This is a genomic window from Microvirga sp. P4_G7 (assembly GCF_056401005.1).
On record NZ_JBFUKD010000031.1, the window covers coordinates 1 to 14,857 of the forward strand.

Consider the following 14,857-nt stretch of genomic DNA (forward strand, 5'->3'; position numbering starts at 1 on the left):
TCCATTCCGTAACACGCGCGGCGCGACGGCACGTTCACAGTGAGAGCGTCCACGTCTGCCCGACGAGATCCTTGCCGAAGGAGTGATGACGCTCTTCTTCGACAAGGACGAATCCGGCTTTCTCATAGATTCGGCGCGCGGCGGTGAGAATGTCGTTGGTCCACAACGTCACCACGCGATACTTCCGCTCGCGGGCGAAGGCGATGCACTCCTCGACGAGCCGCTGGCCGATGCCGAGACCGCGGGCGGAGGGTTCGACGTAGAGCATGCGGAGTTTCGCGATCTCGTCCGATTGCCGCACGAGGAAAATGCTGCCGACGATTTCTCCCTCGCGTTCGGCGATCCAGCAGCGTTCTTTCGCCGGATCGAAATTCTTGACGAATGCGCCGGCGATCTCCGCGACGAGACCCTCGAAGGTTTCGTCCCACCCATATTCCTGCGCGTAGAGCACCGCCTGGCGGTGAATGATCCAACCGAGATCGCCTGGCTTGAGCGCACGGATCCGATAGGGCGGCTGCGTATCGGACGGCGCTGTCAGCAACGATTCGATTCGGCGCATGGCGCTGACCAGAACCGTTTGCGCGCTCGGCGGCAGGCGCGCCAGCATGGCGACGATTTCCGTTTGCGAGGCTTCGTTCAACGGCGCGAAGGCTGCGCGTCCRGCGGGCGTCAACGTCAGCAGTGTCTGGCGGCCATCGGTTGCGGACGGCATGCGCGCGACAAGCCCACGGGACACGAATGATTTGAGCAGGCGGCTCAGATAGCCCGCGTCGAGACCGAGCTGGCGCCCGAGGGCGGTGGCCGTGAAGTTCTCATGCTGCGCAAGTTCGTAGAGAACGCGGCTCTCGGCCAACGAAAATGCGCTTCGGTGAAGACCCTCTTCGAGCAGGCCGATCTGTTTGGTGTAGAACCGGTTGAAGCCACGTACCGCCGTGGCCAGCTGCTGCAGGCGCTCGACCATAGGCCCCTCCCTCACGAACACAGTTTCCTGAAATTAGTTGACTAAGTCAACTAATTGGCACGTGATAAACGACTGGGACGTCTTGCGCCCCGACGCCGGCTTGGGCCATGTGAGCGCTCTGGGAGGGATCGATATGCGGAATGCACAGTTTCGGGTGGCGCGCCCCACCGATCGGTTGAACGAGGTGATCGCATTCTATCGCGAAGGCCTCGGCCTCGAGCAATTGGCGGCGTTCGCAGATCACGATGGAATCGACGGCGCCATGCTCGGATTTCCCGGCAGCGCCTATCACCTCGAATTCACCCACACCCACGGTCACGAAGCGGGCCGTGCGCCGACGCAGGACAACCTGCTCGTCTTCTACCTCCCCGATCGCGCCGACTGGCAAAAGGCCGTCGATCGCATGAAGGCGCGGGGATACGAGCCGGTGCCGTCATTCAACCCCTTTTGGGATCGCGAAGGAGCCACCTTCGAGGATCCGGACGGCTATCGCGTCGTGCTGCAGAACGCATCCTGGCCGCGGTAATCGGTTACGGCGCCAGGAACGCGTCGGCCGATGCCTTGTCCAGGCCGGCGGCGTCCATGATGCGGCGGGCGAGTTCAGCGGCGGCGGGGCGCGGGCGGGCATGGGAACGGTCGAGCCAATAGGCGACCGGATTGAGCGCAGTCCTGTCGTCGACCGGTACGATTCGACCGCCAGCCAACATTTCCTGCGTCAACGGCGGCCGCGCGAGCGCGATTCCGAGACCGTGCGCGGCTGCGTCGAGCACCAGGTTGTAATCTTCAAAGCGCCGATCTTGCGGTCGCGGGCGATAGTCGAGCCCTTGCGCCGCGAACCAGGCGCGCCAGCCGCCGGCATTGGAATCGTGGATCAGCGGAAAATCCAGAAGCCGCTCGGGCGCGCCGCTGCCGATCTGTCGGGCGAGCGCCGGCGACGCAATGGGAAAGCAATGCTCCTCAAAAAGGCGGATGCAGAGCCGACCGGGCAGCGCCCCGCGACCGCAGCGCATGGCAAGATCGATGCCTTCCTGTTCGAGATCCGCATCGCGATGCTCGACGGAGAGTTCGATCCGCAGGAGAGGCTCGCCCTGCTCGAAGGCGCTCAGCCTGGGCATCAGCCAGAGCCCACTCAAAGAGGGGATCGAGGTCAGCCGCACCACAGAAGCGCCGCGCGCCTCGATCCAGCGATCGGAACTCGCGGCGATGAGGGCGAAAGCCTCCGTCGTGCGCTGGAACAGCCGCTGCCCGTCCGGCGTCAGGGCGACACCGCGCGCCCTGCGCTCGAACAGCCGCACACCGAGCCAATGCTCGAGCTTGGCCACCTGTCGGCTGATGGCGCCGTGGGTCAGATTGAGCGTGTCGGCGGCGGCCGAAAAGCTGCCAAGGCGTGCCGAGGCTTCGAACGAGCGCAGGCTGTCCAGGGGCGGCAGGGTCGAGATGATGGGCGAGCTGTGATCCATTCTCACAGCTCATCCTCGAATTGTTCGTTTGTCAACGAGCTCACTTCGGGAGATTGTCCCGCCACGGACTACCCCACCCCGTCGAATCGATGAGACCTGACCGATGACCACCGCCGCCAGCACCGCTTCCGATCAACGGAGCATCGACGTCGTCACGACGACCGCCGTCATTGTCACCATTCTCGCCTGGGCCTCGGCTTTCCCGGCGATCAGGGCAGGTCTCCACGCCTTCGGGCCCCTGGAATTGGGGGCGCTGCGCTTTGCCATCGCGGCCGTTCCGGCGGCATTGTTCCTGCTCGTGATCCGTCCGGGCTGGCCGAGCTGGCCCGATTTCGCGCGCCTCGCGGTCGGCGGCGTCGTCTTCGTCGCGCTCTACACGACGCTTCTCAACATGGGCGAGACGACGGTGTCCGCGGGTGCCGCGAGCTTCATCATCAATGTCAGCCCGATCATCACTGCCGGCTTGGCGATGGTCGTCCTCGGCGAACGCTTCAGCGGGCGCGCATGGGCGGGGACCGCGCTGTCGTTCTTCGGCATCGGCCTCATCGCCCTCGGCGAGGGCAGCGGCACGCGGCTCGATACGGGCGCTCTCTTGATTCTCGGCTCTGCGATCTGCGCGTCGGTCAGCACAATCGTGCAGAAGCCGCTTTTCGCGCGGCATAAGCCATTGACGGTCTCCGCGTGGAACATGGTGCTGGGTGCGCTCGTTCTGTCACCCGCGCTCCCGAGCGCCGCGCGGGAATTCACGTTCGCATCGACGGAGGCTGTCGTCGCCGTGATCTATCTCGGTATCGTTCCGAGCCTGATCGCCTATGGCAGCTGGTCGATCGCCCTGTCGCGCCTGCCGGCGAGCCGCGCGTCGAACTTCATGTATTGCGTGCCGCCGGTGGCGACGCTGCTCGGCTTCGTGTGGCTCGGCGAAGTGCCGACCCTGCTTGGTGTCGTCGGCGGTGTGATGGCGCTTGCCGGCGTCGCACTCGTCAATTGGCGGGCGAGTGCGAATGCAGGCGCGAAGAAGACCGCATGATCACCAGCCGCGCTGGCGCTTGATCATGTTCTTCTGCATGTCCTTCTGGTGCCGCCAGTAATCCTTCTGCATGTCGTTCTGCATCCGGTAATAATCCCGGATGCGTTCCTTGCGGCTGGTCGAGTTGCGGTATTGGTCCCAATCGTAATGACGATTGTTGCTGAACACGTCGTCGTCGTCATTGGAGAAGTTGAACTGGAACTGCGCCGGCTGCGCGAGCGCAGGCGCGTAGTGCCGAACGTCGTTCATCGCGCCGAGGGCAAAAGCGGCGCGATCGCATTCGACCCACCCGGCACATCTGAGAACGGCGACGGCGATAGCGAGACGTTTCATCATGATCCGATCTTTCCAAGCACGTTCGTTCACGGCCGGCGATTGAAGACTTGCGGCAGGCTCGGCTCGAGCCAATGCATGCGCACGATGGCGCCGCGTTCGTCGCGTTCGAATTGCACGGGCGTGATCGAGTCGTCCCCGCCCATTGCGACCATCGGCGCAAAACCGTTGGTGGGCATGAGCTTTGCCGAGAATGTATCGGCGTAGAGCGGATCCAGCCTGAGGACGGCATCCGATTCCAGCGTGAGCTGAAGGACTTTCGAATCCCCCACCGATACGGCTCCCTCGCCGAGAAGCGGCGACGCGTAGGTGCCGACGTAGGTCGACAGATCCGTCTTCGCGTCGGCGATCGCTTTCGGCGCCGCGTCCTTCGCCGCTTGCGCCCTGGCGCGATAGGCTTCGAGCGCCAGCGCCACGTTGTCGACCGTCGTGTTGTCGAGCAGACGGTCGTAGAACCATTGCGCGACGGCGTCGGGCAGACCGGTGTTCTCCAGGTTCGTCAGGATGATGATGCCGACGTCGCGATCCGGCAGGAAACCGACATGCGCGCCGAAGCCCGCCGTACCGCCGTTGTGCCAGATGATGCGCCCGTTCGGCGTTGCGGTCACGACCCAGCCGACCGCGTAACTGGTACGCTCGCTCATGGCGACACGTGGCGTCCACGTCACGTCGAGGTTCTTCTCGGACACGATGACCTTGTCGCCGAACTGACCGCGGCCGAGCTGCAGGCGCAACCACTGCGCCATGTCGGGAACATTCGAGTTCAAAGCGCCAGCGGGACCGWGTGCATAKGGAAACGAACGGTGAAAGGGCACCGCGACCGGTTCGTTGGCGGTCGCCCGATGTCCGATTGCATGATCTGCCGCCTTCTCGATGGCTTCCGGGGTGGCGCTGGTCGAGCTCATGCCGAGCGGATCGAGCACGCCCTTTTTCACCACGTCCGCCCATGACGGGAGTTCGGCCTTCTCGGCAAGAAGGCGACCGCCGACCACGTGCGGGATGTTGAGATATGTGAAGTCGGACCGGAATGCGCGCGTGACCGGCGCATAGCGCAGCGATCGGATCAGCGTCGCCTCGTCATAACCGAGCATGGAGAGGCCGTCGTTGACGTAGGGCGTCAACCCGCTGCGTTGCGCGGCGATGTCGACAATCCGAAACTCCCGCGTCATCCACGGGTCGCTGAGAGCGAAATCGGGAAAGACGTCGACGACCCGATCGTTCCATTCGAGCTTGTTCGCATCGACGGCCTGCGCGAACGTGACGCCGAGAAAGGCTTTCGTCGTCGAACCGATCTGGAAGATCGTCGCCGCTCCGACACTGTCGGTTTTGCCGCGTTCGCGAAGCCCGAAGCCCTTGGCGTAGATGAGCTTGTCGCCCTGCACGATGCCGACGCTCGCACCCGGCACATTGAACGCCTTCATGGCCGCCTGAAGATAAGTTTCGAGCTCGGGCAGAAGCTTCGTGATTCGCTCTTCCATCGGCGCCGCAGCGGAGCCTTGAGCCAACGTCTCACCGCTGACGGCGCCGACGAGCAGCAACGATGCCGCGCACGCCGCGACACGAAACATTCCGAACGACACCATGACGCGATTCTCCCAGGGATAGGATTATGATCGTGTCAGAATTCGCATCGCGGTTCAATGTGTCGCGGGCTCGCGGAGCATTGTTTCCGCAAGCCCGCAATCGTGTTGCGCTTGTCGCTAGATCGGCTTCAGGCCCGCCTCGATCTCGGCCCGTCGCGGTTCGAGGAAGGGCGGCAGAGCCAAGCTTTCGCCGAGCGTGGCGAGCGGTTCATCGGTCGCGAATCCCGGTCCGTCGGTCGCGATTTCAAACAGGATGCCGTTCGGCTCGCGAAAGTACAGGCTGCGGAAATAATAGCGATCGATCGGCCCGCTCGACGGTGCCCGCATCTCGCGCAGGCGCTCGGCGCATTCGTGATACGTCTTCTCGTTCGGTGTTCGGAAGGCCACATGGTGCACCCCGCCTGCGCCCGGTTGCGCCTGCGGCAGGTTGGGCTCGACGGCCACATGCAGTTCCGCGGCGGGACCGCCTTCGCCCATGGCGAAGACATGCACCGACCGACCGTTGTCGGCGAATTCGCGCTCGTGGCGCATATCCATGCCATCGGTCAGAACCTTCGCGGTGCGTTCGAGCTTGGGAACGCTGATGGTGATCGGTCCGAGTCCGCGGATCTGATACTCGGCCGGAACGGGACTGCGATCCCACGGGTGGGCGTCGCCTTTGCCGCCGTCGTCGACGAGAGCCAGGCGCTGGCCTTCGGGATCTTCGAAATCGAGCCACAAGCGACCGTCGCGCTCGGCAATGCCGCTATGGGTGATGTTGCGCGCGTCGAGACGCTCCTTCCACCAATGCACGGATTTCTCGCCGTTCACGCGCAGCGCGGTCTGCACGATGCTGTGTGTTCCGCGTCGTTCGCGCCCGACCGGCCAGTCGAAAAAGGTCACATCGGAGCCGGGCGACGCGAGACCATCCGCATAGAACAGGTGATAGGCGCTGACATCGTCCTGGTTGACGGTCTTCTTCACGAGCCGCATGCCGAGGGCCTGGGTGTAGAACGAATGGTTGCCCGGCGCGTCGGCGGTGACGGCGGTCAGGTGGTGAATTCCGGTGAGTTGCATGGGCTCTCCTAGGATCTGTTGTCTGTAAGGTAGGGTTGCAGCCATGCAAACGCGACCCCTGGTATCGCCAGATCTATCTTGCAATAATGCAAAGGGCGCCGCAAACGAATCAGGCTGCCGCCCCACTGCGCAGATCGGCCGGGGTCACCTCCGGCGGGATCGGGCAGAGATAGGGTTTGCCGCCGTTGCGTTCCTTCAGCTCGGCCTTGGCGCGGGCGAGCAGGTCCGGGTTGCGCATCGCGTCGGCGGCGGTTGCGGCCATGGACTTGGCGGCGAGCACCATCCCCTTGTGCGCCGACGGCAACGCGCCTTGAGCCACCAGCTGCCACGTGTGAAACGCGGTGCCGATGGCAAAACACGCGGCATGGCATTGGGCGGTGGGGACGATCCAGCTCACGTCGCCGACATCGGTGGTTCCCATGATCACGCCCTCATGCTCGGGCATTGCGAGAATGCCGTCGTGCAGCGCCTTCGTCTTCAACGAAACGCCGTGCGGCTTGACGCTTTCGAGAATGTCCTGCGCGGTCAGCGCGTTGCTCTGCATTTCCTGCGCGAAGGCGATGTCGGTCGCGTCGAATGCGGGCGGGCCGAGGCGGCGCATGTTGTCGTACATGGCTTCCTGAAGCGCCCTGTTCGGCAGCACGTTCGAGGTGGCGTCCGTGATCTGCACGGCGACGCTGGTCTCCGTCATCAACGCCGCGCCTTCGGCGATTTTTTTCACGCGCTCGAACAGGCGCTGCACGTCGTCGATCTGCGGCGAACGGACCAGATACAGCGACTCGGCGAAGGCCTGCACGACGTTTGGCGCGTTACCGCCGGAATTGGTGATGGAATAGTGCACGCGCGCGTCCGATGGCATGTGTTCGCGCATGTAATTGACGCCGACATTCATCAGCTCCACCGCATCGAGCGCACTGCGGCCGAGATGTGGTGCGGCGGACGCGTGAGCCGCGCGGCCCTTGAAGCGAAAATACGCCTGCACGGTGGCGAGCGAGCTATGGGTCCACACTTCGTTGACGACGTGCGGGTGCCAACAAAAGGCGGCGTCGAGATCGTCGAAGATCCCGGCGCGGGCCATGAAGGTCTTGCCGGAACCGCTTTCTTCGGCAGGACAGCCATAATAGCGGACCGTCCCCGCAATACCTTCGGCGGCGAGCGCGCTCTTGAGTGCGGCCGCGGCAAGTGCCGAGCCCGAGCCGAGCAGGTTGTGACCACATCCGTGGCCTGGCGTGCCGGCCTTGGTCGGCACGTGCTCGGTGCGGCCGGATTCCTGGGCGAGATCCGGCAGCGCATCGAACTCACCGAGAATACCGACGATGGGACCACCTCGACCGGCTTCGGCGATGAAAGCCGTCTCCATACCGGCGACATGACGCGTGATGCGAAAACCCTCGCGTTCGAGCATGGCGATCTGCTCTTCGACGGCGCGATGCTCGTCGAACGCGAGCTCCGGCATATTCCAGATCCGATCGCTCAAGGCGCAGTATTCCGCACTCCTGTCATCGACGTGACGCGCAATTTCCATGAGGCTCAGGCGATCGTTCTGCATTCTGTCGAAAACTTTCAGCAGGGAGTGTCGGCCCCTTCATAGCGCCCTCCCTGCCGTATCGGAAGAACCATCGATCGGCTCCTGCACCGCCGCAAAGCCGAGGCGATGCCGCCACAGGCGTTGATGCGCGTCTCCGGCGAGGTCCGTGTGAGCATTCGACAGGCCAATGTCGCGCAACTGGGCATCGGTGAGATCAGAGACCGCAAGGCGCGTGCGCCGGACGGTCAGGGCGAGGACGATGGCCTCGATGAGGCGAATAAGATGAGCGCGCGCGCCGTTTTCGACATTGCGCAAGAGCGGCCGTAGAAGAGGCAATGAGATGTCCATGACGAGAGATCCTTTTTCGTTGGATCCGAGCATGACTCCCAAAGGCGTGTTCGTCCGCCACAACCCCTTCGCTCACGGCCGAAGTATCGCGCTCACGGCCGAAGTATCGCGCTCACGGCCGAAGTATCGCGCTCACGGCCGAAGTATCGCGCTCACGGCCGAAGTATCGCGCCAGCGACCCAAAGGATCGCCGGACGACGGACCGTTCGCGCGGCTGCTAGCCGACGGCGAACAGGTCCTTGTCGTCGGCCGGCGGCGCCTGTGGCTCCTCGAAGACGTTCGGATCGCCGGCTCCGGTTTCCCAGCCGAGATCCGGGAGAGCGATGATCCGCAGGCCGCGCGGATCGTTGCGCGTCACGACGATATTGCGCGTTTCCATATAGGCGATGAGACGCCGCGCGCGTCCGGGCGAACGACTGCCGCAGGCGCGGGCGATCTCGCCGTCGGGCGGGCACGGCGATTGCTCCATGGCGGCGCGTGCGAGAAGCAGGTAGACGCCCTGGATATCCTCTTCGAGATCGCCGGCGAAGGCGACGGCGCGATCCCATTCCGTGCCTTCGGCGGTCGCCATGTCGACGCCCGCGCGCGCCACGGCGAGGCGGCGACGAAAGGCCGGAAGATTCGGCGGCTCACCGCCGATTCGGCGAATCCGGCAGCGGACGAGGAAGTCCTGATAGAGGACGGCGACCGTCCGGAAGGCGGCTTCCGGATCGCTGAGAATTTCACGCATGACAGCGTCGAGAGCTGTCTCGCGTTCGGCTTTGCCCTCAGCCGAAAGGGCCGGCGCGGGTTCGGCGGCTGCAGCCGGGCGCGACTTGGCGAGCTGCGCCAGGAGATCGTTGGTCGCCGGCGGTGCCGGCGGTGGTGGCGCACGGCGCTGCACGACGGTGCGCGAGGCGATTTCCTCTTCGCCCGCTTTGAAGATCAGGTCGTGCGCGTCGTCGTTCTGCTGGTCGGGCAGGGGGAGGAGTTTGAACGTGCCGGTGCGCGCGGATGTTTCCACCGTGCCGATCCGCAACGGCAGYGGACGGCGCGACAGGGCCGGACCGAGGGCCACGAAATGACCGCGTTCGAGGTCGCGGAACATCTCGGCCTGGCGGCGCTCCATGCCGAGAAGATCGGCGGCGCGGGCCATGTCGATGTCGAGGAAGGTGCGGCCCATGAGGAAGTTCGACGCTTCGGCAGCGACGTTCTTCGCGAGTTTGGCGAGACGCTGGGTGGCGATGATGCCGGCAAGGCCACGTTTACGGCCGCGGCACATCAGGTTCGTCATGGCGCCGAGCGAAACCTTGCGCGCCTCGTCCGAGACCTCGCCGGCGGCGGCGGGGGCAAAGAGCTGCGCCTCGTCGACGACCACGAGCATGGGATACCAAAGGTCGCGCTCCGCATCGAACAAGCCGCCGAGAAACGCTGCCGCGCAGCGCATCTGCGCTTCGGTGTCGAGACCTTCGAGGTTGAGCACGACCGAGACGCGATGCTGCCGCACGCGGGCGGCAATGCGCTGGAGGTCGCCCTCCGTGCGCGCGGCGTCGACCACAACGTGCCCGAATTTTTCCGCGAGGCTGACGAAATCCCCCTCGGGATCGATGACGGCCTGCTGCACGAGCGAAGCGCTCTGTTCCAGGAGGCGGCGCAGAAGGTGCGACTTGCCCGAGCCCGAATTGCCCTGCACGAGCAGACGCGTCGCCAAAAGCTCCTCGAGATCGAGCAGAGCCGCCTGGCCGCCGGTGGAGGCAACTCCCATGTCGATGCCGACTTTCATGCCGTCCCTTTGACCCGTCCCTTTGCCGTGCGCGGACCCCTCTCCTAGAGCATGAAGGGCGGGTTGTCATTCGGCCGTACGGGCCTGTGGAGGGCGGCAAAGCGGCGTCAAATCCGCGCTCCTCTCGGGATTTAGATGCCGGGCCCGCCTCGATGGCCCTGTCTCACTCTGAGGTCACGCCGGATTCCCGTCTCGTGTCCGATCTTCCACCCAGCTGTCATGGCCGGGCCTGTCCCGGCCACCCCGATGTGGATGGCGCTGCGCGTTTAGGGATCGAGGTCACCGGGACAAGTCCGGTGATGACGACGTTGGGAGGTGGGATTGAGGGGTGGAGATGGGGTGAGATGACGTCGTGCCGGTCTCACCATGCCGTCTCTCAGCCTATGCCGTTTCCCAGCGCATGCCGTCTCGACACCGCCAGCCGTCTCCACTGAGCCGCAGTCACCACACTTTGCGCGCCCCCCCAACGATCCCTCCGCCGTCATGGCCGGGCCCGTCCCGGCCACCCCGATGTGGATGGCGCTGCGCCCCTTTGAACCGAGGTCACCGGGACAAGTCCGGTGATGACGACGTTGGGAGGTGGGATTGAGGGGTGGAGATGGGGTGAGCAGGCTCACGGAAGCCATTCGTTGCACGCCGATGCGAATCTCCTGATTCGACACGTTCGCTTCATTCATGATATGACTGGCCAGTCAGTCAGTGATGAGAACGAGTCATGCCGCAGGCAAAGGGTTCGGTGGGAAAGCGAACGGTGGAGGGGAAATCCCGTCGGGAGGCTGGACCGGGAGCCCGCGCCAAGACGGGAATCGGCAAAAGCGCCCATGGGGACGCCGAGAAACACGACGACAAGAGTGCCGGCAAGAGTGGTGACAAGAACGCAAGCAGGACCACAAGCAAGAACTCAGGCGGACGCGCAGGCGAGAACCGTGACCCGGAAGCACGGGCGCCCGGTCCTGAACCGCGCTCCTCCAAACCGCCCTCCGATAAGCGGCGGGCGTCTGCGCGGACAAAGGAGGAGCGGCAACAGAAGTTCGACCGCATTCTCGACGCGGCCCTCGCCGTTTTTTCCGAGAAGGGTTTTGCCGAATCGCGGCTGGAGGATGTCGCCCAGCGCGCCGGCGTCGCCAAGGGCACGCTCTATCTCTACGTGCCCTCCAAGCAGGCCCTGTTCGAGGCCTTGGTGAGGTCCGGCATCGGGGGACCGATCGGCGCAATCGAAAAGCAGGTCGCCAGTCTCGACGCTTCGGCCGAGACGCAGTTGCGCGCGCTGTTCGATTTCTTTCGCGTCGAAATTCTCGGAACCCGTCGCCGTGACATCGTCAGGCTCTTGTTGAGCGAAGCGGATCGCGTGCCCGGGCTCGCCGCCTTCTACCATCGTGAAGTGCTCAGCCGCGGCCTCGCGATGTTACGCGGCATCGCCACGCGTGCGCTCGAAAGCGGCGAGTTCAAATCCGACGAATTGGTGCGCTTCCCGCAACTCGCCGTCGCGCCCGCGATCGTCTCTCTGATCTGGTCGCATCTGTTTCAGAACGTCGAGCCGATCGATATGGAAGCGATGTTCGAAGCGCATCTCGCGGTTCTCATGCGTGCGATGAGGGAAAAGGCTCGATGAAACGCGTCGCCGTCGGACTTGTCCTGATTGCGACGATCGCAGCCGGCGTCGCGTGGTATGTTTTGCGTAGCGCAAAAGTCGACGGTTCCTTTCAAGGCTACGTGGAGGGGTACATTGTCTACGCGGCGCCCGAAGAGGGCGGTCGTATCGAGACCCTCGCGGTCGATTCGGGATCCCAGGTCAAAGTCGGGCAATTCCTGTTCGCGATCGAATCCTCGACGCAGCGCGCGCAACGCGACGAAGCGCAGGCGCGCTTGCAGCAAGCCCGCTCGCAACTGGACAATTTGCAGGCCGCTCTCCAGCGGCCTGAAGAGATCGCTGTCCTGAAAGCCCAGGAAGAGCGTGCGCAGGCCGAGTTCGAACTCTCCAACATCGAACTCAACCGTCAGCAGACGCTGTTCAACCGCGGCATTTCGGCCAAGGCCCAACTCGATCAGGCAAAGACCTCATACGAGCGCGACAAGGCCGCCCTGCAGACGGTGCAACGTCAGATCGAGGCCGGCCAGATCGCGGGGCGGAAAGCCGAGATCAGCGCCGCGGAAGCCAATGTGCGGGTCACGCAGGCGGCGCTCGACCAAGCCGAAACCCGGCTTGGCAAGTTGAGCGTGAACGCAGCGGTCGCTGCGCAGGTGCAGGACGTGTTTTTCCGCCCCGGTGAAGTGGTCAATGCGGGACAGCCGGTGCTTGCGCTCCTGCCGCCGCTCAATCGCCGCATCCGGTTTTATGTGCCCGAGCCAAAACTCGTCGGGCTCGCCCTCGGCGATGTCGTTCGCGTCGCCTGCGACAATTGCCCAGGCGATCTCACGGCGAAAATCACCTTCATGTCGCGGCAGGTGGAATACACGCCGCCCGTCATCTTCAGTCAGGAGGAGCGCGCGAAGCTGGTGTTTCGCATCGAGGCGCAACCGGTCGGCGACGCCGTTCTGCCGGTCGGATTGCCGGTTTCCGTTTTTGCCGGAGGCGATCGACGATGACATCGCCGGAGATCGTGATCGATGTGGAAGGGCTGACCAAGTCCTTCAACGGCCGCACGGTGGTCAAGGACCTGACCATGCAGGTGCGTCGCGGTTTGATCTATGGCTTTCTCGGCCCGAACGGCAGCGGCAAGACGACGACGATCCGCATGCTCTGCGGCTTGCTGACGCCCGACAGCGGCCACGGCACCTGTCTCGGCTACGATATTCTCACGCAATCGGCGATGATCAAGCGGCATGTCGGATACATGACGCAGAAATTCTCGCTCTACACGGATCTGTCGATCCGCGAGAATCTGGAATTCGTGGCGCGCGTGTACAACATGCCCGATCCGTCAGGCGCGGCGCAGGCCGCAATCGAGCGGCTCGACCTCGTCAACCGCGCGGACCAGCTGGCCGGCGAATTGTCCGGTGGCTGGAAGCAACGTCTGGCGCTCGGCGCCTGCATTCTGCCGGGACCGCAATTGCTGCTTCTCGACGAGCCGACCGCCGGAGTCGATCCGAAAGCGCGACGCGATTTCTGGGACGAGATCCATGCGCTCGCGCATGAAGGCCTCACAGTGCTGGTGTCGACCCATTACATGGACGAGGCCGAACGTTGTCACGAGATCGCCTACATCGCCTATGGCGAACTTCTCGTGCACGGCACCGTCGACGCGGTCGTGGCAGAGGCGCACCTTGCCACCTACACCGTGACCGGTCCCGATCTACCAAGTCTCGCGGACGACCTCAGAAAGCTTCCGGGCGTCGACATGGTGGCGCCCTTCGGCGCGGCCCTTCACGTGAGCGGCCGCGATCAGGACAGGCTCGACACGGCGACGATGGCACTGCGTGAGCGTGGTCCGCAGGTCTGGATCCCCGGAGAAGCCACGTTGGAGGACGTCTTCATCGATCTGATGAGCCGCGCCAGGGACAATTTCTCATGAACGCCGAGCGAAAAGCCGAGATGGACGATGTCGATCGGCGCACCCACGGCTTTCGGGCGTCCCTCGCGCGGTTTCGCGCCGCCTTCATCAAGGAGCTGATTCAACTCCGCCGCGACCGCATCACGTTTGCGATGATGATCGGCATTCCGCTCGTTCAGCTGACATTGTTCGGCTACGCCATCAACACCAATCCGCGCCATCTCCCGACAGCCGTCCTGGTTCAGGACGACAGTGCGTTCGCCCGGTCGTTTCTATCCGCCCTGCGTGCGAGCGACTATTTCGATGTGCGGCGCGTGGCGTCGAGCGAGGCGGAGGTCGACCATCTGATCCTCTCCGGCGACGTGCTGTTCGCCGTGCAGATCCCGGCGCATTTCGGCCGCGATCTGATCAGGGGCGATCGTCCGGCGCTGCTCGTCATCGCGGATGCCACCGATCCAACGGCGTCCGGCGGAGCCGTCGCCGCCCTTCAGGGATTGTCGGCGAGCGTCTTCTCCCGCGAACTCGTCGGCCCCGTCGCCAATCTCGCGCCCAAACCGCTGCCGTTCGAGTTGCGTGTGMACCAGCGCTACAATCCGGTCGGCGAAACCAGCCTCAACATCGTGCCGGGTCTCATGGGCATGATCTTGACTCTGACCATGCTGATCTTCACGGCGCTTTCGGTCACTCGCGAAATCGAACGCGGGACCATGGAGAGCCTGCTCGCCATGCCGATCCGCCCCGTGGAGATCATGCTCGGCAAGATCGCGCCTTACCTCGTGGTGGGCGGCGTTCAGATGACGATCATTCTCGTTTCGGCGCGTCTTCTGTTCGATGTGCCGGTGATCGGCAGCCTTTGGCTCCTCATCGTCCTGACGCTTTTGTTCATTCTCGCCAATCTATCCGTCGGCTACACGTTCTCGACCATCGCCACGAACCAGCTGCAGGCGATGCAGATGTCGTTCTTCTTCTTTTTGCCGAACATTCTTCTGTCGGGATTCATGTTCCCGTTCCGCGGCATGCCCGATTGGGCGCAGGCGGTCGGCGAAGTGCTGCCGCTGACTCACTATTTGCGGATCGTTCGCGGCATCATGTTGAAGGGCGCCGGTTTCATCGATCTGCAATTCGACGTCGCCGCGCTCGCCCTGTTCACCCTCGCCGCCATGGGGATCGCCGTCGCGCGGTTTCGGCAAACGCTCGATTGAGGGTCGCCTGCTAGTCGGCGATGACCGCTTCGGCGGATTTGATCGCGCTGCTGCGCAAAGGGCGTTCTTCCATCAACGCCAGGAAGACGAGCGCGATGACGAAGCC

Annotated in this window: 14 protein-coding genes; 6 read left to right on the top strand and 8 right to left on the bottom strand. The window is 64.0% G+C overall.

Annotation, left to right across the window (positions count from 1 at the left end; translation table 11 throughout):
- Positions 1-34 precede the first annotated feature (34 nt).
- The gene (locus AC1DT3_RS03545; protein ID WP_477463862.1) at positions 35-961 is read right to left on the bottom strand and encodes a bifunctional helix-turn-helix transcriptional regulator/GNAT family N-acetyltransferase; all 927 of its coding nucleotides are present in this window, start codon (positions 959-961) and stop codon (positions 35-37) included.
- Between the two features lie 133 nt (positions 962-1,094).
- Here AC1DT3_RS03545 and AC1DT3_RS03550 point away from each other — a divergent pair, with 133 nt between their 5' ends.
- Positions 1,095-1,487: a VOC family protein gene (locus AC1DT3_RS03550; protein WP_477463863.1), complete on the top strand. Its 393-nt coding sequence runs from the start codon at positions 1,095-1,097 to the stop codon at positions 1,485-1,487.
- A 4-nt stretch (positions 1,488-1,491) separates the two neighbouring features.
- Here the strand turns inward: AC1DT3_RS03550 and AC1DT3_RS03555 are convergent, their stop codons facing one another.
- The gene (locus AC1DT3_RS03555) at positions 1,492-2,421 is read right to left on the bottom strand and encodes a LysR substrate-binding domain-containing protein (RefSeq protein WP_477463864.1); all 930 of its coding nucleotides are present in this window, start codon (positions 2,419-2,421) and stop codon (positions 1,492-1,494) included.
- Between the two features lie 103 nt (positions 2,422-2,524).
- On the opposite strand from AC1DT3_RS03555, the gene AC1DT3_RS03560 reads away from it, so the two are divergent.
- Entirely contained in the window at positions 2,525-3,448 is a 924-nt protein-coding gene (locus AC1DT3_RS03560; RefSeq protein WP_477463865.1) for a DMT family transporter, read from the top strand.
- Here AC1DT3_RS03560 and AC1DT3_RS03565 read toward each other — a convergent pair whose 3' ends face one another.
- From AC1DT3_RS03565 to AC1DT3_RS03590, 6 genes are all read right to left on the bottom strand, one after another.
- Positions 3,449-3,784 carry a hypothetical protein gene (locus AC1DT3_RS03565; RefSeq protein WP_477463866.1) on the bottom strand — a complete coding sequence of 112 codons (336 nt, stop codon included), beginning with the start codon at positions 3,782-3,784 and terminating at the stop codon, positions 3,449-3,451.
- Positions 3,785-3,810: 26 nt separating this feature from the next.
- Positions 3,811-5,364, bottom strand: coding sequence for a serine hydrolase (locus AC1DT3_RS03570; protein ID WP_477463867.1), 1,554 nt, complete (start codon positions 5,362-5,364; stop codon positions 3,811-3,813).
- Positions 5,365-5,481: 117 nt separating this feature from the next.
- Entirely contained in the window at positions 5,482-6,420 is a 939-nt protein-coding gene (locus AC1DT3_RS03575; RefSeq protein ID WP_477463868.1) for a ring-cleaving dioxygenase, read from the bottom strand.
- A 109-nt stretch (positions 6,421-6,529) separates the two neighbouring features.
- A complete protein-coding gene (locus tag AC1DT3_RS03580) occupies positions 6,530-7,969 on the bottom strand; it encodes a M20 family metallopeptidase (protein ID WP_477463869.1) in 1,440 nt (479 codons plus the stop codon).
- A 36-nt stretch (positions 7,970-8,005) separates the two neighbouring features.
- Positions 8,006-8,296 carry a DUF1127 domain-containing protein gene (locus tag AC1DT3_RS03585; RefSeq protein ID WP_477463870.1) on the bottom strand — a complete coding sequence of 97 codons (291 nt, stop codon included), beginning with the start codon at positions 8,294-8,296 and terminating at the stop codon, positions 8,006-8,008.
- Between the two features lie 217 nt (positions 8,297-8,513).
- Positions 8,514-10,058 carry a helicase HerA domain-containing protein gene (locus AC1DT3_RS03590; protein WP_477463871.1) on the bottom strand — a complete coding sequence of 515 codons (1,545 nt, stop codon included), beginning with the start codon at positions 10,056-10,058 and terminating at the stop codon, positions 8,514-8,516.
- A gap of 715 nt (positions 10,059-10,773) precedes the next feature.
- Here AC1DT3_RS03590 and AC1DT3_RS03595 point away from each other — a divergent pair.
- From AC1DT3_RS03595 to AC1DT3_RS03610, 4 genes are read left to right on the top strand one after another with little or no spacing between them, the layout of a single operon-like run.
- A complete protein-coding gene (locus tag AC1DT3_RS03595) occupies positions 10,774-11,670 on the top strand; it encodes a TetR/AcrR family transcriptional regulator (RefSeq protein WP_477463872.1) in 897 nt (298 codons plus the stop codon).
- Positions 11,667-12,644 carry an HlyD family secretion protein gene (locus AC1DT3_RS03600; RefSeq protein WP_477463873.1) on the top strand — a complete coding sequence of 326 codons (978 nt, stop codon included), beginning with the start codon at positions 11,667-11,669 and terminating at the stop codon, positions 12,642-12,644. The genes AC1DT3_RS03595 and AC1DT3_RS03600 overlap by 4 nt, the downstream gene beginning before the upstream one ends.
- Positions 12,641-13,570: an ABC transporter ATP-binding protein gene (locus AC1DT3_RS03605; protein WP_477463874.1), complete on the top strand. Its 930-nt coding sequence runs from the start codon at positions 12,641-12,643 to the stop codon at positions 13,568-13,570. Before AC1DT3_RS03600 ends, AC1DT3_RS03605 begins: the two co-directional genes overlap by 4 nt.
- A 20-nt stretch (positions 13,571-13,590) precedes the next feature.
- Positions 13,591-14,751: an ABC transporter permease gene (locus tag AC1DT3_RS03610; protein ID WP_477463875.1), complete on the top strand. Its 1,161-nt coding sequence runs from the start codon at positions 13,591-13,593 to the stop codon at positions 14,749-14,751.
- Positions 14,752-14,857: the final 106 nt, after the last annotated feature.